Consider the following 19698-nt stretch of genomic DNA (forward strand, 5'->3'; position numbering starts at 1 on the left):
TCAGAAGAGGCTGTTCGCCGCGAAACGGAGGGCGAACTGCGGGTAGCCCGACAGTACGACGCCCGCGACGGCGGTCAGCGCGATCGCCGCGGTCAGCGGGGCGGGGACGCGGTGGCTGACCGGCTCCCCCTTCGGGGCGCGGAAGAGGAGCGCTGTCCACCGAAGGTAGTAGTAGAGCGCGATCACGACGTTGACGCCCATGACGACGGCCAACCAGCCGAGTCCGGCGTCGACCGCCACCGAGAAGACGGTGACCTTGGCGAAGAGGCCGATGATGCCGGGCGGCAGGCCGGCCAGGTTGAGCAGGAAGAAACCCATGGTGAGGGCGGTGAGCGGCCGGGTGGCGTACAAGCCGCGGTAGTCGGCGATCCGGTTCTCCGGCCGGCTCCGGGCGACCAGTGCCGCCACGGCGAAGGCGCCGAGGTTCACGACGGCGTACATCAGCGCGTACGCGACGGTGGCGCCGATCTGGTCGTCGCTGGAGTACGCGGCGGCGGCGATCGGCACCAGGAGGTAGCCGGCCTGGGCGACGGAGGACCAGGCGAGCAGCCGGACCGCGCTCCACGCGCGCGTGGAGACCTGCCGCAGGGCGGCCACGTTGCCGACGGTCATGGTGAGCGCGGCGAGGACGGCGAGCGCCGGGCCCCAGACGTGCGCGTACGAGGGGAAGGCGACGACGGTCACGAGGATGAGGCCGGTGAAGCCGACGGCCTTGCCGACCACGGAGAGGTAGCCGGCGACGGGCAGCGGGGCGCCGACGTACGTGTCGGGGACCCAGAAGTGGAAGGGGACGGCGGCGGTCTTGAAGGCGAAGCCGATCAGGGTCAGGACCACGCCCGCCTCGGCGAGGGTCCGCAGCTGGGCGGGGACGTCGTCGAGCCGCTGGGCGATCTCCGGGAGATGGAGGGTGCCGGTGGCGGCGTACACGAAGCTGACGCCGAGCAGGGTCACGGCGGTGGCGGTGACCGAGGAGAGGAAGAACTTCAGCGCGGCCTCGCTGGACATCCGGTCGCCGCGGCGCAGGCCCACGAGGGCGAAGGCGGGCAGCGAGGCCACTTCGAGGGCGACGACGAGGGTGGCGAGGTCACGTGAGGCGGGCAGCAGCGCGGCGCCCGCGGCCGAGGAGAGCAGCAGGAACCAGTACTCCCCCGCCGGCAGCTTCTCCTCGGTGTCGGAGAGCGAGAGCAGGGCGGTGAGGAGCGCCCCGCCGAGCACCAGGAACTGGATGACCAGCGTGAAGTGGTCGGCGGTGTAGCTGCAACCGGCGGCCCCGGAGGCGGCCCGCGCCATCGAGGCGGCCTCGGCCGCCTCGGGGGTGAGGCAGAAGGTCGAGCGGTCGCCAGCACGCAGCGGGATCAGCAGGGCGATCGAGGCGACGAGTCCGGCGATCGCGGCCCAGCCGAGGAGCCGCTTGCGCTGGGCGGGGACGAAGAGGTCGGCGACGAGTACGGCGAGGCCGGCCACCGCGGTGAGGGTGGGCGGCGCGATCGTGAGCCAGTCGACGGACTGGACGAGGCTCGCGGCTGTAGGGGTCACTGCTTGCCTCCGGCGAGGAGCTGCTGCACGGCCGGGTCGGTGAGGCCGAGGAGGACCGCGGGCCACAGGCCGGCGAGGACGGTGAGGGCGACGAGCGGGGTCCAGGCGGCGAACTCGTAGCCCTGGACGTCGGCGATGGCCGTCTCGCCGGAGGGGCGGGGGCCGCCCATGCAGACACGGCGGACGACGAGGAGGAGGTAGGCGGCGGTGAGCAGGGTGCCGAAGGCGCCGATCGCCATGAAGGTGAGGAAGGCGGGGCGGCTGAGACCTTCCGCCGGGTCGAAGGCGCCGAACAGGGCCAGCATCTCGCCCCAGAACCCGGCGAGCCCGGGTAGGCCGAGGGAGGCGACGGCGGCGAACGCGAGCAGTCCGCCCAGGCGGGGGGCGCGGCCGTAGAGGGCGGCGCCGGTGGCGCCGGCGAGGGTGTCGAGGTCGGCGGTGCCGTACCGGTCCTTGAGGGCGCCGACGAGGAAGAACAGCAGGCCGGTGATGAGGCCGTGGGCGATGTTGGCGAAGAGCGCGCCGTTGACTCCGGTGGGGGTCATGGTCGCGATGCCGAGGAGCACGAAGCCCATGTGGCCGACGGAGGAGTACGCGATCAGACGCTTGAGGTCGCCCTTGCGGCCGGGCCTTGCGAGGGCGAGGCAGGCGAGGGATCCGTAGATGACGCCGGCGACGGCGAAGGCGGCGAGGTAGGGGGCGAAGACCCGCATGCCGTCGGGGGCGATCGGCAGGACGATCCGTACGAAGCCGTACGTGCCCATCTTCAGCAGGACGCCGGCGAGGAGGACGGAGCCGACGGTCGGGGCGGCGGTGTGGGCGTCCGGGAGCCAGCTGTGCAGGGGCCACATCGGGGTCTTCACGGCGAGCCCGATCCCGATCGCCAGAACGGCGATGACCTGCACGGATGTGGTCAGTCCGCGGCCGTTGTCAGTGGCCAGTGCCACCATGTCGAACGTGCCCGCCTTCAGGCCGATGAGGAGCAGGCCGAGCAGCATGACGACGGAGCCGAGGAGGGTGAAGAGGATGAACTTCCAGGCGGCGGCCTGCCTGCCCTCGCCGCCCCAGCGGGCGATGAGGAAGTACATCGGGATGAGGACCATCTCGAAGGCGAGGAAGAACAGCACGAGGTCGAGGACCGCGAAGGTCGCCAGGGTGCCGGACTCGAGGACGAGCAGCAGGGCGACGAAGGCCTTGGGGGAGGGCCCGCTCGGCATCTTGAAGTAGCTGTAGAGCGCGCAGAGGAAGGTCAGCAGCGCGGTCATGACCAGGAGGGGGAGGGAAATGCCGTCGACGCCGAGGTGGATGCGCACGTCGAGTGCGTGGATCCAGGTGATGTCCGTGCTCGCCTGCATCTTCGACGGCCGGCCGTGGTCGAAGCCGAGGGTGAGGACGATCGTGGCGGCGAGGATCGCGCCGGTGACGATCACGCCGTGGCGGAGCACGGCCTGGTCGGGTGAGCTGCCCTTGAGGCCGGGCGGGGCCGGGAGGAGGGCGGCGGCGGCGCCGAGGAGCGGCCCGGCGACGATCAACGCGAGAAGGAACTGCATCACGGATTCGCTGATATCGATCACGGCTCACGCTCCGGCGGCGACGAGGACGGCGGCGATCGCCAGGACGACGGAGCCGGCGAGCAGGGCGCTGAGGTAGGTCTGCACGTTGCCGGTCTGGGCGCGGCGGACGAGCCATCCCAGCCAGTTGGTGCCGGTGCCCGCGCCGCTGACGTAGGTGTCGACGACCTCGCGGTCCAGGAAGCGGACCAGGGAGGCGGCGGCCAGGACGGGGCGGACGAAGAGGGTCCGGTAGAGGGCGTCCAGGTGGAAGCCGGTGACCGCGTGGCGGTGCAGCGGGCCGAGGAGGACGCGGCCGGGGTCGGCGGGGTCGGGGGCGGAGGCCACATCGCCGTAGGCGGGGGCGTGGGCGGCGATCGCCTCGGCCTCGACGAGGCCGGCGTCGCCCTCGGGGTGGGCGGCGACGGCACCGAGCGGGGTGCCGGCGGCGAGGGCGCGGGTGCGCTGCCAGACGGCGTAGGTGACGGCGCCGCCGATGACGGCGATGCCCGTGCCGAGGACGGCGGTGGTGGCGGTCGGGGTGAGGGCCTGGCCGTCGAACCAGTCGTCGAGGTGGGTGACGGCGAGACCGAAGCCGAGGGAGGGGACGGCGAGCACCCAGAGGACCGTGGTCATGGCGATCGGCTGGCGGCCGTGGTCGGGGACCTCGGCGCCACGGCCGCGGAAGGCGAGAAGCCAGAGGCGGGTCGCGTAGGCGGCGGTGAGCAGGGCGGTGACCAGGCCCGCGACGAGGACGGTCCAGCCGGCCCCGGCGGGGGCGACGGTCCGGTCTCCGAGGGCGGTGTGCTCGGCGGCCACGAGGACGGCTTCCTTGGAGAAGAAGCCGGCGAACGGCGGGAGGGCGGCCAGCGCGAGCAGGGCGACGGTCATCGTCCAGTACGCGTCGGGGATCCGCTTGGTCAGGCCGCTCATCCGGGACATCGCGGAGAGCGAGTTGGTGCCGGCGGCGTGGATGATCGCCCCGGCGGCGAGGAAGAGCAGCGCCTTGAAGGCGCCGTGGGACAGGAGGTGGAAGACGGCGGCCCCGCGGTCGCCGACGGCCAGGGCGCCCGCCATGTAGCCGAGCTGGCCGATGGTCGAGTAGGCGAGGACCCGCTTGATGTCGTCCTGGGCGAGGGCGGCGAGCGCCGAGCCGACCATCGTGACCGCGGCCATCACGGCGAGCACGGTCAGCGCCGCGGCGGAGGCGGCGAAGACGGGGAGGAGCCGGGCGATGAAGTAGATGCCGGCGGCGACCATCGTCGCCGCGTGGATCAGCGCCGAGACGGGGGTGGGGCCGGCCATCGCGTCGGGGAGCCAGGTGTGCAGCGGGAACTGCGCGGACTTGCCCGCCACGCCGGCGAGGAGCAGAAGCGCGATCAGCGTGGGGTGGTCGAGGCCGCCCGCGGCGACGGCGCCGAGGATCCCGCCGATCCGGAAGGTGCCCGCGTCGGCGGCGAGCGCGAACAGACCGATCAGGAACGGCACGTCGCCGAGCTTGGTGACCAGGAAGGCCTTCAGGGAGGCGGCGCGCGCCTCGGGGGTCTCCCAGTAGTGCCCGACGAGGAAGTAGGAGCAGATGCCCATGATCTCCCAGCCGACCAGCAGCACCATCAGGTCGCCGGAGTAGACGACGAGCAGCATCGCGGAGGTGAAGAGGGAGACGAGCGAGGCGTACGAGGGGTAGCGCGGGTCGTCGCGGAGGTACCCGGTGGAGTAGATCTGCACACAGCCGGCGACGACGCAGACCAGGACGGCGGTGAGGGCGGCGAAGCCGTCGAGGCGCAGGGCCAGGTCGATGGGGACCGAGCCGGTGGGGGTGAGCTGGGTGGCGGCTTCGACGGTCCTGCCGCCGCCCTGGCGGATGGCGACGAGGACGGCGAGGACGGCCGCGGCGAGGGTCGGCAGGACGGCCAGCGGGCGCACGAAGCCGGGCGCGGTGCGGCCCAGGAGGAGACCGGCGGCGGCGCCGAGGAAGGGCAGGAGGGGGACGAGGACGGCGAGGGTCGTGGTGGTCACGCGGTGGCCTCGGCCTTCTCGTCGCCGGACGTGGAGGTCTCGTCGGACGCGGAGGCCCCGTCGGCCTCCGCGGTGTCGCGAAGCCGGTCGACGTCCGAGGTGCCGCCGTTGCGGTACACCATCAGGACGATCGCGAGGCCGATGCCGATCTCGGCGGCGGCGATGGCGATGACGAAGAGGGTGAGTGCCTGGCCGGCGTGGAGGGTGTCGCGGAGCCAGACGTCGAAGGCGACGAGGTTGAGGTTGACGGCGTTGAGCATCAGCTCGACGGACATCAGGACCAGGATCGCGTTGCGGCGGGCGAGGACGCCGTAGAGGCCGACGCAGAAGAGGAGGGCGGCGAGGACGGCGGGATAGGCGAGGTGCATCAGCGCGGTCCTTCCTCGGGGCGGTCCTTGCGGGAGAGGACGATCGCGCCGACCAGGGCGGCTAGGAGGAGGACGGACAGGGCCTCGAAGGGCAGCACCCAGTGCCGGAAGAGGATCTCGCCGGACACCTTGGTGGAGCCCTGGGCCGGTCCGTCCAGGTCGATCCAGGTCGTACGGAACGCGTCGACGACCACCCAGACGAGCGCGGCGGCCGCGGCCAGGGCTACGGCGAGGGCGACCGGGCGGTTGCCGGAGTCGGCGTCCGGGGAGCGGCCGATGGGGGCCTTGGTGAGCATGAGACCGAAGAGGAGGAGGACGACGACGGAGCCGACGTAGATCAGCACCTGGACCCAGGCGATGAACTCGGCGGTGAGGAGGAGGTACTCGACGGCGATGCCGCCGAGCGTCACGACCAGCCAGAGGGCGGCGTGGACGAGCTGCCGGGTGGTGACGGTGACGAGGGCCGCGCCGAGGGTGACGAGGCCGACGAGGAGGAAGGCGATCTCGACGCCGGAGGGCGAGAGGAAGCCGGGATGGGCGGCGGCGAGGCTCACGCGGGACCTCCCTCGGAAGAACGGGGGGCGCGGGGGGACTCGGGGCCTCCGGGCGTGTCCGAGGCGCCGGGCGTCTGGGGCTCGGGGGTGGCGGGACCGCCGGGGGTGCCGGGACCGCCGGGGGTTCCCGGTGCGGACCCGGGCTGGGGCTGCGCCTCCGCCTGGGCCTGGGCCCGGGCGGCGGCTTCGGCGGCGGCCTGCTTCTCGACCGCCTTGCGGGCCGCGGCCATCTCCTTCGGCTCCTCCGCCGCCGGGTCGAGCGCGGGCGGCTCGGGGACCGTCCACATCCACTCACGGAGCTTGTCGCGCTCGTGCGTGAGGTCGTGGATGTCCGTCTCGGCGTACTCGAACTCGGGCGACCAGAAGAGCGCGTCGAAGGGGCACACCTCGATGCAGATACCGCAGTACATGCAGAGGGAGAAGTCGATGGCGAAGCGGTCGAGGACGTTGCGGCTGCGCTCGCGGCCGCCGGGGGCGGCGGCCGGGACCGTCTCCTTGTGGGAGTCGATGTAGATGCACCAGTCGGGGCACTCGCGGGCGCAGAGCATGCAGACCGTGCAGTTCTCCTCGAACAGTCCGATGACCCCGCGGCTGCGCGGCGGGAGCTCGGGCTGGACGTCGGGGTACTGGGCGGTGTGCGCGCGCTTGGTCATCGTGCGCAGGGTGACGGCGAGGCCTTTCGCCAGGCCGCTGCCGGGGATGGGGGCCATTAGTCGATCGCCACCTTCACGATGCCGGTGAGCGCGATCTGCGCGAGGGCGAGGGGGACGAGCGTCGTCCAGGCGAGCTTCTGGAGCTGGTCCTCGCGCAGGCGGGGGTAGCTCACGCGCAGCCAGATGACGACGAAGGCGAGGACCGCGGTCTTGAGCAGGGTCCACACCCAGCCGAGGCCGTCGGCGCCGAAGGGGCCGTGCCAGCCGCCGAGGAAGAGGACGGTGGTCAGACCGCAGAGGACGACGATGCCGGCGTACTCGGCGAGGAGGAACAGCGCGAAGCGGAGGCCGGTGTACTCGGTGTACGCGCCGAAGATGATCTCCGAGTCGGCGACGGGCATGTCGAACGGCGGGCGCTGGAGCTCGGCGAGGCCGGCGACGAAGAAGACGAGCGCGCCGACGATCTGCCAGGGCAGCCACCACCACTCGAAGGCGTTCAGGATGCCGGGGAGGGAGACGGTGCCGGCGGCCATCGCGACGGAGGCGGCGGCGAGGAGCATCGGCAGCTCGTAGGAGAGGAGCTGGGCGGCGGTGCGGAGTCCTCCCAGGAGGGAGAACTTGTTGGCGGAGGCCCAGCCGGCCATGAGACTGCCGAGGACGCCGACGCCCATCACGGCGAGCACGAAGAAGATGCCCGCGTCGACGAGTACGCCGACGGCTCCTTCGCTCGGGCCGATGGGGATGGCGACGAGGACGAGGAGGTACGGGAGGAGGGCGACGGCGGGGGCGAGCTGGAAGACGCGGCGGTCGGCGTTGGCCGGGACCACGTCCTCCTTCTGCGCGAACTTCACCCCGTCGGCGACGAGCTGGGCCCAGCCGTGGAAGCCGCCGGCGTACATGGGGCCGAGGCGGCCCTGCATGTGGGCCATGACCTTGTGCTCGGTCTGCCCGATGACGAGGGGCAGCACCAGGAACACGCCGAAGACGACGAGCAGCCGGAGGGCGACGTCGAGTGCGTCGTTCACGCGGGATCGCCTCCGGCGGGGTGGTGGGTGGACGGGTCCTCCGGCGAACCGCCCTCGGGGTCGGGAGCGGGGTCGGGCTGGGGGCCGGGGTTCGGCTCGGCGGCCGGGCTCTCGGGGGCCGGGTTCTCGGCGGCCGGGCTCTTAGGGGCCGGGCTCTCGGGGGCCGGTTCCGTAGCGGGGGCCGGTTCCGTAGCGGAGGCCGGGTTCTCGGCGGCCGGGCTCTTCGGGGCCGGGCTCCCGGGGGCCGGTTCGGCCGACGGCTTGGGCGCCTGTGCCGGTTCTCCGGCAGCCGGGGGCTCGTCCTCGAAGGCCGGGCGGGCGTGGTGCCAGGGGGCGTCCGCGCTGCGGGTGCGGCGCGGCGGGCGGGCCTGGGGAGTCGCCTCCGTACCGCCGTCCGTACCGCCGTCCGTACCGCCGTCCGTACCGCTGACGGCCGGTGTCTCGGCGCGCTGCGTCGCCGAGCCCTCGCTCACGGAGCGCGCCCGGCGCGCCGGGCGCGCGGGGCCCGCTTCAGGGCGTGCTTCCGTAGCTGCTTCGGGGGCTGCCGCCGGGGTCTCGGCCGCCTGGCTCGCCGAGCCCTCCGCCGTCGTACGCGCGCGGCGCGGGGTGGCCGCGGCCGGTGCCGCGCCCTCCGTCGTCGTGCGGGTGCGCGCCGTGCGGGCGGGGCGGGCCGGGGCAGGGGGGAGCTGGCCCTTGAGGGGGCCCCAGTCGTTGGGGTCGGGGACGCCCGGCGGGAGCATCTGGCGGCGCTTGGGTCCGCCGTGCTCGGATTCCCCCGGCTCCTTCGCGCCCGGCCAGGCCTTGGCGACCCGTGCCGCCAGGACGAAGTCCTTGCGGAGCGGGTGGCCCTCGAAGTTCTCCGGGAGGAGGAGCGGGGCCAGGTTCGGGTGGTCGGTGAAGGTGACGCCGAACATCTCGTGCGTCTCGCGCTCGTGCCAGGCCGCACCCGCGTAGACCCCCACCGCCGTCGGCAGGGTCGCCGCCTCGTGCGGGACGGTCGTGCGCACCAGGAGGCGGCGGACCGTGCCGCCCTCCAGCGCGACCACGTGCGCGCAGACGCGGAAGCCCGTGCCCGGCTCGTCGACGGCGCTCAGCCAGTCGAAGTACGTGCAGCCCAGCGTGGACCGGGCGGTCTCCAGTGCCGCGATCCACGAGTCCGCCGGCACGTCGACCGTGAGCAGGTCGTACGCCCGCTCCGCCGTCGCCTCCTCGCCGAAGACCTGGGTCACGGCGTCCGGCAGGGTGTCGTACGCGTTCACTTCTCACCGCCCGGCGGGGAGACAAGGCCGCTGGTCAGCTGGCCCACGGAGGGGGCCGAGTACCGCTCGCCCAGGGACTCCCGGGCGATCTTCTCCTGGAGCTTCAGGATTCCCTGGAGCAGCGCCTCCGGGCGCGGCGGGCAGCCGGGGACGTAGACGTCGACGGGGATGATCTGGTCGACGCCCTTCGTCACCGCATACGAGTCCCAGTAGGGGCCGCCGCAGTTCGAGCAGGCGCCGAAGGAGATGACGTACTTCGGCTCCGGCATCTGTTCGTAGAGACGCTTCACCGCCGGTGCCATCTTGTCCGTCACCGTGCCGGAGACGATCATCAGGTCGGCCTGGCGCGGTCCGGGCGCGAAGGGGATGACACCGAGCCGGATGAAGTCGTGCCGGGCCATCGACGCGGCGATGAACTCGATCGCGCAGCAGGCGAGGCCGAAGTTGAAGACCCAGAGGCTGTAGCGGCGGCCCCAGTTCAGGACCACCTTCATCGGCTCGGGAGCGAGTCGGGCGAGGGGACCGAGCGTGGGGGCCGGCAGCGGCGTCGGCTGCGACGACCGCCCGGCCGCCGGGACCTGCCCGGTCCGGGACATCTGCGGGGTCTGCGGGGTCACGTCCATGTCAGGACGCCCTTCTTGTACGCGTAGAGCAGTCCCACGGCCAGGAAGCCGAGGAAGATGAACATCTCGACCAGCGTCGTCGCGCCGTAGCCAGGCGCCGCGAAGACCGTCGCCCAGGGGAAGAGGAAAATCGAGTCCACGGCGAAGATGACGTACAGAAAAGCGTAGACGTAGTAGCGGACCTGCGTGTGGGCCCAGCCCTCGCCGACCGGGTCGACGCCGCACTCGTACGTCAGCAGCTTCTCCGGCGTCGGCGCGACGGGCCGCAGCAGCCGGCCCGCTCCGAAGGCGATGGCGACGAAGAGCACGCCGAGGGCGGCGAGCAGCCCGACGACGGAGTACGTCTGGAAGTAGTCCGCCGCGAGTCCCGCCCGTACGGTCGGATCCGGCACGTCCACCCCTCGCTCCCTGCCCGTATCGACGATCTGTACGCACGGGAGTCTAGGCCCTCGTAAAGAGCCGGTAAGCGGTCGTGTCGAGGAGTGGGCGGCGCGGCGCGCGAGGAGGGCCGCCGCGGACGCGGAGGGAGGCACCGGCGGGGTCACAGCCGGCGGCACGGTGGGGATATCCCTACTCCGGCCCACCCACGGACCCCATGGCGTCGCCGGACTCCCGACCGGCAGGCTTGGGCCCATGAGCGTCGACTCCGAAAGCCCTGACAGCGACAGACTGCCGCCCGCGCGCCTCGCCTACGGCCGGCACACCTGGCAGGAGGTCTCCTTCCTCCTCGCCAATCTGCCGTTCGCGCTGGTCGGTTTCGTGTACGCGGTGGTCTCGGTCCTCGTCGGGGTGGGCCTGTCCGTCACCGTGATCGGTCTGCCGCTCCTCGCGCTCGGTCTGGCCGGGGCGCGCGGGATGGGCCGGGCCGAGCGGGCGAGGGCCCGGGCGCTCCTCGGGGTACGGGTGGAGGAACCCAGTCCGCTCCCCCGCCGGCACGGCTTGCTGCCCTGGCTGTGGACGGCGTTGAAGGATCCGGTCGCGTGGCGGGCGATGCTGTACGGGTTCATCCGGCTGCCCTGGGGGGTCGTGACGTTCACGGTGGCCCTCGTCGGGCTGATCGTGCTCTGGCCCGTACTGCCGTTCATCGCACGCGGTCTGGCCAACGCCGACCGGGCGATGGTCCGCGGTCTGCTGTCGCCCTCCGACGAGCTGGAGCGGCGGGTCGCCGAACTGGAGTCGGACCGGGGCGTGGTCGTGGACACGGCCGCCGCCGACCTCCGCCGTATCGAGCGCGATCTCCACGACGGCGCGCAGGCCCGGCTCGTGGCGCTGGCGATGGGGCTCGGTCTGGCGAAGGAGAAGCTCCTGGAGGACCCGGAGGCGGCGGCCGCGATGGTCGACGAGGCGCACGGCGAGGTGAAGCTGGCACTGCGGGAGCTGCGCGATCTGGCCCGCGGCATCCATCCGGCGGTCCTCACCGACCGCGGTCTGGACGCGGCCCTGTCCGCCGTCGCCGCCCGGTGCACGGTGCCGGTGCGGGTGAGCGTCGATCTGGACCGGCGTCCGGCCGAGGCCATCGAGGGCATCGCGTACTTCACCGTCTCCGAGCTGCTCCAGAACGTCTCCAAGCACGCGCGGGCGCGCTCCGCCTCGGTGCAGGTGTGGCGCCGGGACGACCGGCTGCTGCTCCAGGTACGGGACGACGGCCGCGGCGGGGCGCGGCTGGACGGCGGCACGGGGATGGCGGGGCTCGCGGACCGGCTGGGGGCGGTGGACGGGGTCTTCGTCCTCGACTCGCCGCAGGGCGGTCCGACGACGGTCACGGCCGAGCTGCCGTGGCGGGAGCGGGCGGGCGCGTGAGCCCCGGCGTGTGAGCCGGGCGCGCCAGCTGGGGGCGCGTGAGCCCGGCGGCGTGAGGCCGAGCGCGTGAGCCCGGGCGCGTGGGCTGCGCACCGATGGCGCCGCCCCGCCCCCGTCCCCGTAACCGTCCCGGGTGGTAGGGAAATCCCCCGCCCAGGACGCCGACCCTCCTCATGGTCCGGCGGGCGCCGGACCGGAAGTCTTGAGGCATGCACCGCATGGACCTCTTCGAGCAGAAACGGACACCAGCGATGGCCCTCCACCGCCTTCCCGCAGCGATCCGCGCGCCGTTCGAGGCCCGCACCTGGCGGGAGTTCGGCCACCTGTTGCTCGGGCTGCCGCTCGCCTGCCTGTACTTCGGTCTCTCCGTCGCCATGGTGTCGGCGGGCGCGGGTCTGCTGATCACCTTCCTGGGGATTCCGGTCCTGGCCGCGGGGCTGGCGATGTGCCGCGGCTTCGGCGCGGTGGAGCGGGCCCGGGCGCGCGTTCTGCTGCGGCTGGACGTGGGGGCGCCCGAGCCGGCGCGGGGCCGTCCCGGCGGCGGGCCGATGGCGTGGATGGGCGCGATGCTGAAGAGCGGGGCGTCCTGGCGCCATCTGCTGTACGCGGTCCTCCACTTCCCGTGGGCGGTGTTCGCCTTCTCGGTCTCGGTGGCCTTCATGGGCTGGGGCTGGTCCCTCTTCACGTATCCGCTGTGGCAGTGGGTGTTCCCGCTGTACGGGGGACAGGACGGCCTTCAGCTGTACGGCGACAGGACGCACGCCTTCTATCTCGACTCGCCCTTCGAGATCGCGGTCACCAGCGCCGTGGGGCTGCTCTTCGTGCTGGTGGGGCCGTGGCTGATCCGCGGGCTGGCCGCCGTGGACCGGCTGATGCTGTCGGGGCTGCTCGGTCCGTCGCGGCTGGCGACGCGGGTGACGGAGCTGGAGTCGGACCGGGGCGTGGTCGTGGACACGGCCGCCGCCGACCTGCGCCGTATCGAACGCGATCTCCACGACGGCGCGCAGGCCCGGCTCGTGGCGCTGGCCATGGATCTGGGTCTGGCGAAGGAGAAGCTCCTGGAGGACCCGGAGGCGGCGGCGCGGATGGTGGAGGAGGCGCACGGCGAGGTCAAGATCGCGCTGCGGGAGCTGCGCGATCTGGCCCGGGGCATCCATCCGGCGGTCCTCACCGACCGCGGTCTGGACGCGGCGCTGTCGGCGGTGGCCTCCCGGTGCACGGTCCCGGTGTCGGTGCAGGTGGATCTGGCGACCCGGCCGGCCCCGGCGATCGAGGGCATCGCCTACTTCACCGTGTCGGAGCTGCTGCAGAACGTCTCCAAGCACGCGCGGGCACGGCGCGCGTCGGTGGAGGTGTGGCGCACGGGCGACCGGCTGATGCTCCAGGTCAGGGACGACGGCCGGGGCGGCGCGGACATCGCCGGCGGCAGCGGTCTGGCCGGTCTCACGGAGCGGCTCGACGCGGTCGACGGCATCCTTGCGGTCGACTCGCCGGCCGGCGGCCCGACGACGGTCACGGCGGAGCTGCCCTGGCGCGCGTGACCGGCCGCTCCCTCCCCCTGCACCCGTCCGGGGGAACGGCGTTGCTGCGATGCTGGGGGCTCATCGGAACATCGACATGGGGGCTGCGGGATCGTGGGCGTGGAAGACGTGGCGGACAGGGTGCGGGTGGTCATCGCCGAGGATTCGGTGCTGCTCCGGGAGGGGCTGACCCGGCTGCTGACCGACCGGGGGCACGAGGTCGTCGCCGGTGTCGGTGACGGCGAGGCGCTGGTGAAGACCGTGGCCGAGCTGGCCGGGGAGGACGCGCTGCCGGACGTGGTGGTGGCCGACGTGCGGATGCCGCCCACCCATACGGACGAGGGCGTGCGAGCGGCGGTACGGCTGCGCAAGGAGTACCCCGGCGTCGGGGTCCTGGTCCTTTCGCAGTACGTGGAGGAGCGGTACGCCACCGAGCTCCTCGCCGGCTCCAGCCGGGGCGTGGGCTATCTGCTGAAGGACCGGGTGGCGGAGGTCCGGGAGTTCGTGGACGCGGTGGTCCGGGTGGCCAGGGGCGGTACGGCGCTGGACCCTGAGGTCGTGCAGCAGCTCCTCGGCCGCAGCCGCAAGCAGGACGTGCTGGCCAACCTCACCCCCCGTGAGCGGGAGGTTCTCGGCCTGATGGCGGAGGGCCGGACCAACTCGGCGGTCGCGAGGCAGCTCGTGGTGAGCGACGGCGCCGTGGAGAAGCACGTCAGCAACATCTTCCTGAAGCTGGGACTGGCGCCGAGTGACGGGGATCACCGTCGGGTACTCGCGGTGTTGACCTACCTGAACTCGTGACGACCTGACACCCTGCCGGACGAGGAAGCGACCGGAACGGTCGTAGGACCGAAGTACGAGCGGAGCGTCACGCTCCGTTCACGGTAAGGGCACGACATAACGTAATAATCCAGGGCAAGAGGGCGTCTCAAAAAGAGGTCCGCTCTGCGAGAAGTCCCGGGAAGGCCGCCCTTACCGTCGTAGGGTGGGCCACGGGACGACCGGTCCGCCGGCCGTCGCCCGAGCCTTCTCCCGCCACGGGCGGAGGAGACCCTTGCCGCGAGGGAGGTCCAGTTCAGTGACCAGCCAGGTCAGCAACGAGGCCGGTGAGGCCCTGCTCGGGGAGCAGCGCAGCGCTCCGGCGGCGCCCCACCACGGCGCAGAGAAGGAAGTCCGGCGTCTCGACCGGGTGGTCATCCGCTTCGCGGGGGACTCCGGCGACGGTATGCAGCTCACGGGTGACCGGTTCACCTCCGAGACGGCGTCCTTCGGGAACGACCTCTCGACGCTGCCGAACTTCCCCGCCGAGATCCGGGCGCCCGCCGGCACCCTGCCGGGTGTCTCCTCGTTCCAGCTGCACTTCGCCGACCACGACATCCTGACCCCGGGCGACGCCCCGAACGTGCTGGTCGCGATGAACCCGGCCGCGCTGAAGGCCAACATCGGGGACGTGCCCCGCGGCGGCGAGATCATCGTCAACACGGACGAGTTCGCCAAGCGCGCCATGGCCAAGGTCGGCTACGAGACCTCCCCGCTGGAGGACGGCTCGCTGGCCGGGTACCGGGTCCACCCGGTGCCGCTGACCACGCTCACGATCGAGGCGCTCAAGGAGTTCGGCCTGTCCCGGAAGGAGGCCGAGCGCTCCAAGAACATGTTCGCGCTCGGGCTGCTCTCCTGGATGTACCACCGGCCGACCGAGGCCACGGAGACCTTCCTGCGGCAGAAGTTCGCGAAGAAGCCGCAGATCGCCGAGGCGAACGTGGCCGCGTTCCGGGCCGGGTGGAACTTCGGCGAGACGACCGAGGACTTCGCCGTCTCCTACGAGGTCGCCCCCGCCACCGCGGCCTTCCCCGCCGGCACGTACCGGAACATCTCCGGGAACCTGGCCCTCTCCTACGGTCTGATCGCCGCGTCCCGGCAGGCGGATCTCCCGCTCTACCTGGGCTCGTACCCGATCACCCCGGCGTCGGACATCCTGCACGAGCTGAGCCGGCACAAGAACTTCGGTGTCCGCACCTTCCAGGCCGAGGACGAGATCGCCGGCATCGGCGCCGCGCTCGGTGCGGCGTTCGGCGGCTCGCTGGCCGTCACCACCACCTCCGGTCCCGGGGTGGCGCTGAAGTCGGAGACGATCGGCCTCGCGGTCTCCCTGGAGCTGCCGCTGCTGATCGTCGACATCCAGCGCGGCGGCCCGTCGACCGGTCTGCCGACCAAGACCGAGCAGGCCGACCTCCTCCAGGCCATGTACGGCCGCAACGGCGAGGCGCCGGTGCCGGTCGTGGCGCCGAGGACGCCCGCCGACTGCTTCGACGCGGCTCTCGACGCGGCCCGGATCGCGCTCGCGTACCGCACTCCGGTCTTCCTGCTCTCCGACGGCTACCTCGCCAACGGCTCCGAGCCCTGGCGTATCCCGGACCTCGACGAGCTGCCGGATCTGCGCGTGCAGTTCGCCTCCGGCCCCAACCACGAGCTGGCGGACGGCACCGAGGTCTTCTGGCCGTACAAGCGCGATCCGCGGACCCTCGCCCGGCCGTGGGCCGTCCCGGGCACCCCCGGTCTGGAACACCGCATCGGCGGTATCGAGAAGCAGGACGGCACCGGCAACATCAGTTACGACCCCGCCAACCACGACTTCATGGTCCGCACCCGCCAGGCCAAGATCGACGGCATCGAGGTCCCGGACCTCGACGTCGACGACCCGGACGGCGCGACGACGCTGGTCCTCGGCTGGGGCTCCACCTACGGCCCGATCACGGCGGCCGTCCGCCGGCTACGCCGGGAGAAGGCGCACATCGCCCAGGCGCACCTGCGCCATCTGAACCCCTTCCCGAAGAACCTCGGGGAGGTGCTGGGGCGGTACGAGAAGGTGGTCGTCCCCGAGATGAACCTGGGCCAGCTCGCCACCCTCGTCCGGGCGAAGTACCTCGTCGACGCCCAGTCGTACACCCAGGTCAACGGCATGCCGTTCAAGGCGGAGCAGCTCGCCACGGCACTCAAGGAGGCCATCGATGCCTGAGTCACTCCTGAACCTCGTGCCCAAGGCCGAAGCCGCCCAGTCGATGAAGGACTTCAAGTCCGACCAGGAGGTGCGCTGGTGCCCGGGGTGCGGCGACTACGCCGTCCTCGCCGCCGTGCAGGGCTTCATGCCGGAGCTGGGTCTGGCGAAGGAGAACATCGTCTTCGTCTCCGGCATCGGCTGCTCCTCCAGATTCCCGTACTACATGAACACGTACGGGATGCACTCCATCCACGGCCGCGCCCCCGCCATCGCCACCGGCCTGGCCACCTCGCGCCGCGACCTGTCGGTCTGGGTCGTCACGGGCGACGGCGACGCGCTCTCCATCGGCGGCAACCACCTCATCCACGCCCTGCGCCGCAACGTCAACCTCAAGATCCTGCTGTTCAACAACCGGATCTACGGCCTGACCAAGGGGCAGTACTCCCCGACCAGCGAGGTCGGCAAGATCACCAAGTCGACCCCGATGGGCTCGCTCGACGCGCCCTTCAACCCGGTGTCGCTGGCGATCGGCGCGGAGGCGTCGTTCGTGGCGCGGACCGTCGACTCCGACCGCAAGCACCTCACCGAGGTGCTGCGGCAGGCCGCCGACCACCCGGGCACGGCGCTGGTGGAGATCTACCAGAACTGCAACATCTTCAACGACGGCGCCTTCGATGCCCTGAAGGACAAGGAGCAGGCGCAGGAGGCCGTGATCCGGCTGGAGCACGGGCAGCCGATCCGCTTCGGCACCGACCTGGCCAAGGGCGTCGTCCGGGACCCGGCGACCGGCGATCTGAGGGTCGTCACGGTCACCCCCGAGAACGAGAGCGCCGTCCTGGTGCACGACGCGCACGCCGCCTCCCCGACCACCGCGTTCGCGCTGTCCCGCCTCGCGGACCCGGACACCCTGCACCAGACACCGATCGGGGTGTTCCGGTCGGTGCGCCGGCCGGTCTACGACACGCTGATGGCCGACCAGCTGGACACGGCGATCGAGCAGCACGGCAAGGGAGACCTGGGCCAGCTCCTGACGGGCAAGGACACCTGGACCGTGGTCGGCTAGGACAGGCGCCGTACGGCGTGAGGGGCGCGGCAGCCGGGCTGCCGCGCCCCTCACGTGTGTCCCGTCGGCGGCGGGATCAGTCGGCGGCGGGATCAGCCGGCGCTCTCGCGCCGGGCTTCGTCGTACCGCGCGCGGGCCTCCTGCACCGCCGGGACCCGGCGCTCCGTCCAGCGACCCAGCTCCGCGACCTGCCGGGCGGCCTCCGCGCCCAGCTCGGTGAGGCTGTAGTCGACCCGGGGCGGGATCACCGGCTTGGCGTCGCGGTGGACGAAGCCGTCGCGCTCCAGGGTCTGGAGGGTCTGGGTCAGCATCTTCTCGCTGACGCCGCCGATCTCGCGGCGCAGCTCGCCGAAGCGGTACGAACGCTCCAGGAGGACGATCAGGATCAGGACGCCCCAGCGGCTGGTGACGTGCTCCAGAACGAGCCGCGACGGGCAGGACGGGTCCCTGACGTCGGGCCGCCACGCGCCGCCCTGCCCGCTTCCGTCGACTCCCTCCACACTTACTCCCATGCCGGTACCTTACTTCAAAGTGGGTACTTTCGAATAGTTGGCGCCCCCCATACGGTGAGTGGGACAAGAACGAACCCCCTCTCCAGGAGTGAGAACGCCATGAGCATCGTCGTCACCGGAGCCACCGGACAGCTCGGCCGTCTCGTCATCGACGAGCTGCTGACCCGCGTCCCCGCCGAGTCCGTCGTCGCCGTCGTGCGCGACAAGGCGAAGGCGGCCGACCTCGCCGAGCGCGGCGTCGAGCTGCGGATCGCCGACTACAGCCGGCCGGAGACGCTGGCGGACGCCTTCGAGGCCGGCGACCGGGTGCTGCTGATCTCCGGCAGCGAGGTCGGGCAGCGCGTACAGCAGCACTCCGCGGTGATCGACGCGGCCAAGGCCGCGGGCGTGACGCAGCTCGCGTACACGAGTGTTCTCGGGGGCCCGGAGGCCGACTTCGACCTGGCCGCCGAGCACAGGGAGACGGAGCGGCTGATCCTCGCCTCCGGTCTGCCGTACACCTTCCTCCGCAACGGCTGGTACAGCGAGAACTACACCGCCAACCTCGCCCCGGTCCTGGCGCACGGCGCCGTCGTGGCCAACGCGGGCGAGGGCCGCGTCGCCTCGGCCTCCCGCGCCGACTACGCGGCCGCGGCCGCCGCCGCCCTGACCGGTGAGGGGCACCTCGGGCAGGCGTACGAGCTGAGCGGCGACGTCGCCTGGTCCTTCGCCGAGTACGCGGCCGAGGTCGCCCGCCTGAGCGGCAAGGAGATCGTCTACAACGCCGTCCCCGCCGAGACGCACCTGACGATCCTCACCGGCGCGGGGGTCCCGCGGCCCTTCGCGGAGATCCTGGTCGACGTCGACAGGGCCATCGAGCGCGGCGCCCTCGCGCGCGGCGACGGCGACCTCGCGCGGCTGATCGGGCGCCCGACCACACCGATCGCCGAGACGATCACCGAGGCGCTCGCCGCGGCCGCCTGAGCCCTCGCCTTGAACCTCCTGTTGAACCGTCACCGAAAGGTCATGACCGTATCGCGGTACGGACATGACATCGCCCCCTGTGCGGCGTTACCGTCTTCGGAACGGCGCGGCACAGGGCAGGAGGTTCGGTGAAGACGGACGACGAGGGGCGAGCGGGACTCCTGTACGGGATCGGCGCCTACGGAATCTGGGGGCTGTTCCCGCTCTTCTGGCCGCTCCTTGAGCCGGCCGGAGCGGTCGAGATCCTCGCCCACCGGATGGTCTGGTCGCTGGTCGTCGTCAGCGTCGCGCTGGCGGTGCTGCGCCGCTGGGGCTGGATCCGCGAGCTGCTCCGCAGCCCGCGCAAGCTGGGCCTGATCGCCCTGGCCGCGGCCGTGATCAGCGTCAACTGGGGCGGCTACATCTGGGCCGTGAACTCCGGCCAGGTCGTCGAGGCCTCCCTCGGGTACTTCATCAACCCGCTCGTCACCATCGCCATGGGCGTCCTGCTCCTCAAGGAACGGCTGCGGCCCGTGCAGTGGGCGGCGGTCGGCATCGGCTTCGCGGCCGTGCTCGTCCTCGCGGTCGGTTACGGGCGGCCGCCGTGGCTCTCGTTGATGCTGGCGTTCTCCTTCGCCGTCTACGGCCTGGTGAAGAAGAAGGTCAACATCGGCGGCCTGGAGTCGCTGGCGGCCGAGACGGCGATCCAGTTCCTGCCGGCCCTGGGCTATCTGCTCTGGCTCGGCTCGACCGGCGAGGCCGCCTTCGGCGCGGAGGGGGCGGGCCACGCAGCCCTGCTCGCGGCGACCGGCGTCGTGACGGCGGCACCGCTGGTCTGCTTCGGCGCCGCGGCGATCCGGGTGCCGCTGTCGACGCTGGGACTGCTCCAGTACCTGGCGCCGGTCTTCCAGTTCCTGCTGGGGGTCGTCTACTTCCACGAGGCGATGCCGCCGGAGCGCTGGGCGGGCTTCTCGCTGGTGTGGCTGGCCCTGACGCTGCTGACCTGGGACGCCCTGCGGACGGCCCACCGGAACCGGGCGGCCGTCGAGGCGGCGGCGCGGGCCGCGCTCCAGGTGACCGGAGTCTCGGCGGCCACGGGCCCCGCCGAAGACCCGGGCGGTAAGGCCGACGACCCGGACGGTACGCCGGTTTCCACTCCATCGGCCCAGCCGGGACGCTGACCGGAGGCACGGCCGAGGGGGGCGGTGTTACGTCGGGAGTCCAAGGCCGGACCAGGGACGCGACATGGGCGGCCGGGAGACGGGCCGGGGCGGCC

At 72.3% G+C, this 19698-nt stretch carries 18 protein-coding genes; 7 read left to right on the forward strand and 11 right to left on the reverse strand.

The features are described 5' to 3' along the window. From ACWDX6_RS03895 to ACWDX6_RS03940, 10 genes are read right to left on the reverse strand one after another with little or no spacing between them, the layout of a single operon-like run. Complete coding sequence (locus tag ACWDX6_RS03895) at positions 1 to 1536, reverse strand: NADH-quinone oxidoreductase subunit N (protein ID WP_451483332.1); 1536 nt, start codon at positions 1534 to 1536, stop codon at positions 1 to 3. After that, positions 1533 to 3086, reverse strand: a complete 1554-nt coding sequence (locus ACWDX6_RS03900; RefSeq protein WP_451483497.1) for a complex I subunit 4 family protein — start codon at positions 3084 to 3086, stop codon at positions 1533 to 1535. Before ACWDX6_RS03900 ends, ACWDX6_RS03895 begins: the two co-directional genes overlap by 4 nt. A 27-nt stretch (positions 3087 to 3113) precedes the next feature. Continuing rightward, entirely contained in the window at positions 3114 to 5105 is a 1992-nt protein-coding gene (locus tag ACWDX6_RS03905; protein WP_451483333.1) for an NADH-quinone oxidoreductase subunit 5 family protein, read from the reverse strand. Further along, positions 5102 to 5473 carry an NADH-quinone oxidoreductase subunit NuoK gene (nuoK, locus tag ACWDX6_RS03910; RefSeq protein WP_451483334.1) on the reverse strand — a complete coding sequence of 124 codons (372 nt, stop codon included), beginning with the start codon at positions 5471 to 5473 and terminating at the stop codon, positions 5102 to 5104. The genes ACWDX6_RS03905 and nuoK overlap by 4 nt, the downstream gene beginning before the upstream one ends. After that, positions 5473 to 6027 carry an NADH-quinone oxidoreductase subunit J family protein gene (locus tag ACWDX6_RS03915; protein WP_451483335.1) on the reverse strand — a complete coding sequence of 185 codons (555 nt, stop codon included), beginning with the start codon at positions 6025 to 6027 and terminating at the stop codon, positions 5473 to 5475. Before ACWDX6_RS03915 ends, nuoK begins: the two co-directional genes overlap by 1 nt. Continuing rightward, the gene (locus tag ACWDX6_RS03920; RefSeq protein ID WP_451483336.1) at positions 6024 to 6737 is read right to left on the reverse strand and encodes a NuoI/complex I 23 kDa subunit family protein; all 714 of its coding nucleotides are present in this window, start codon (positions 6735 to 6737) and stop codon (positions 6024 to 6026) included. The genes ACWDX6_RS03915 and ACWDX6_RS03920 overlap by 4 nt, the downstream gene beginning before the upstream one ends. Next, on the reverse strand, positions 6737 to 7705 hold the full coding sequence (locus ACWDX6_RS03925) for a complex I subunit 1/NuoH family protein (RefSeq protein WP_451483337.1): 969 nt from the start codon (positions 7703 to 7705) through the stop codon (positions 6737 to 6739). The genes ACWDX6_RS03920 and ACWDX6_RS03925 overlap by 1 nt, the downstream gene beginning before the upstream one ends. Next, entirely contained in the window at positions 7702 to 8964 is a 1263-nt protein-coding gene (locus tag ACWDX6_RS03930) for an NADH-quinone oxidoreductase subunit C (protein ID WP_451483338.1), read from the reverse strand. Before ACWDX6_RS03930 ends, ACWDX6_RS03925 begins: the two co-directional genes overlap by 4 nt. Next, complete coding sequence (locus tag ACWDX6_RS03935; RefSeq protein WP_451483339.1) at positions 8961 to 9587, reverse strand: NADH-quinone oxidoreductase subunit B; 627 nt, start codon at positions 9585 to 9587, stop codon at positions 8961 to 8963. Before ACWDX6_RS03935 ends, ACWDX6_RS03930 begins: the two co-directional genes overlap by 4 nt. Continuing rightward, entirely contained in the window at positions 9578 to 9979 is a 402-nt protein-coding gene (locus tag ACWDX6_RS03940) for an NADH-quinone oxidoreductase subunit A (RefSeq protein ID WP_356886292.1), read from the reverse strand. The genes ACWDX6_RS03935 and ACWDX6_RS03940 overlap by 10 nt, the downstream gene beginning before the upstream one ends. 241 nt (positions 9980 to 10220) lie before the next feature. On the opposite strand from ACWDX6_RS03940, the gene ACWDX6_RS03945 reads away from it, so the two are divergent. From ACWDX6_RS03945 to ACWDX6_RS03965, 5 genes are all read left to right on the forward strand, one after another. Continuing rightward, positions 10221 to 11387, forward strand: coding sequence for a sensor histidine kinase (locus tag ACWDX6_RS03945; protein ID WP_451483340.1), 1167 nt, complete (start codon positions 10221 to 10223; stop codon positions 11385 to 11387). Between the two features lie 251 nt (positions 11388 to 11638). After that, entirely contained in the window at positions 11639 to 12928 is a 1290-nt protein-coding gene (locus ACWDX6_RS03950) for a sensor histidine kinase (protein WP_451483498.1), read from the forward strand. A 120-nt stretch (positions 12929 to 13048) separates the two neighbouring features. After that, positions 13049 to 13708 carry a response regulator gene (locus tag ACWDX6_RS03955; RefSeq protein WP_451483499.1) on the forward strand — a complete coding sequence of 220 codons (660 nt, stop codon included), beginning with the start codon at positions 13049 to 13051 and terminating at the stop codon, positions 13706 to 13708. Between the two features lie 277 nt (positions 13709 to 13985). Then, on the forward strand, positions 13986 to 15923 hold the full coding sequence (locus tag ACWDX6_RS03960) for a 2-oxoacid:acceptor oxidoreductase subunit alpha (protein WP_451483341.1): 1938 nt from the start codon (positions 13986 to 13988) through the stop codon (positions 15921 to 15923). After that, positions 15916 to 16968, forward strand: a complete 1053-nt coding sequence (locus ACWDX6_RS03965; protein WP_451483342.1) for a 2-oxoacid:ferredoxin oxidoreductase subunit beta — start codon at positions 15916 to 15918, stop codon at positions 16966 to 16968. Before ACWDX6_RS03960 ends, ACWDX6_RS03965 begins: the two co-directional genes overlap by 8 nt. Before the next feature lie 92 nt (positions 16969 to 17060). On the opposite strand, the gene ACWDX6_RS03970 is transcribed toward ACWDX6_RS03965, so the two are convergent. Then, positions 17061 to 17480, reverse strand: coding sequence for a winged helix-turn-helix transcriptional regulator (locus ACWDX6_RS03970; protein WP_451483343.1), 420 nt, complete (start codon positions 17478 to 17480; stop codon positions 17061 to 17063). Between the two features lie 99 nt (positions 17481 to 17579). Between ACWDX6_RS03970 and ACWDX6_RS03975 the strand changes: the two genes are divergently transcribed. Together ACWDX6_RS03975 and rarD are read left to right on the forward strand one after the other, a co-directional pair. Beyond that, positions 17580 to 18443, forward strand: a complete 864-nt coding sequence (locus tag ACWDX6_RS03975; protein WP_451483344.1) for an SDR family oxidoreductase — start codon at positions 17580 to 17582, stop codon at positions 18441 to 18443. Positions 18444 to 18571: 128 nt separating this feature from the next. After that, the gene (rarD, locus tag ACWDX6_RS03980) at positions 18572 to 19603 is read left to right on the forward strand and encodes an EamA family transporter RarD (protein WP_451483345.1); all 1032 of its coding nucleotides are present in this window, start codon (positions 18572 to 18574) and stop codon (positions 19601 to 19603) included. The last annotated feature ends 95 nt before the right edge of the window (positions 19604 to 19698 follow it).

It is taken from the genome of Streptomyces sp. NPDC003027 (assembly GCF_053591435.1).

What these genes read in the sequence shown, in the direction of transcription:
- ACWDX6_RS03900 (WP_451483497.1), bottom strand. Translation starts at nt 3,086, where the DNA reads ATGCAGTTCCTTCTCGCGTTGATCGTCGCCGGGCCGCTCCTCGGCGCC.
- nuoK (WP_451483334.1), bottom strand. Translation starts at nt 5,473, where the DNA reads ATGCACCTCGCCTATCCCGCCGTCCTCGCCGCCCTCCTCTTCTGCGTC.
- ACWDX6_RS03920 (WP_451483336.1), bottom strand. Translation starts at nt 6,737, where the DNA reads ATGGCCCCCATCCCCGGCAGCGGCCTGGCGAAAGGCCTCGCCGTCACC.
- ACWDX6_RS03935 (WP_451483339.1), bottom strand. Translation starts at nt 9,587, where the DNA reads ATGGACGTGACCCCGCAGACCCCGCAGATGTCCCGGACCGGGCAGGTC.
- ACWDX6_RS03945 (WP_451483340.1), top strand. Translation starts at nt 10,221, where the DNA reads ATGAGCGTCGACTCCGAAAGCCCTGACAGCGACAGACTGCCGCCCGCG.
- ACWDX6_RS03950 (WP_451483498.1), top strand. Translation starts at nt 11,639, where the DNA reads ATGGCCCTCCACCGCCTTCCCGCAGCGATCCGCGCGCCGTTCGAGGCC.
- ACWDX6_RS03965 (WP_451483342.1), top strand. Translation starts at nt 15,916, where the DNA reads ATGCCTGAGTCACTCCTGAACCTCGTGCCCAAGGCCGAAGCCGCCCAG.
- ACWDX6_RS03970 (WP_451483343.1), bottom strand. Translation starts at nt 17,480, where the DNA reads ATGGGAGTAAGTGTGGAGGGAGTCGACGGAAGCGGGCAGGGCGGCGCG.
- ACWDX6_RS03975 (WP_451483344.1), top strand. Translation starts at nt 17,580, where the DNA reads ATGAGCATCGTCGTCACCGGAGCCACCGGACAGCTCGGCCGTCTCGTC.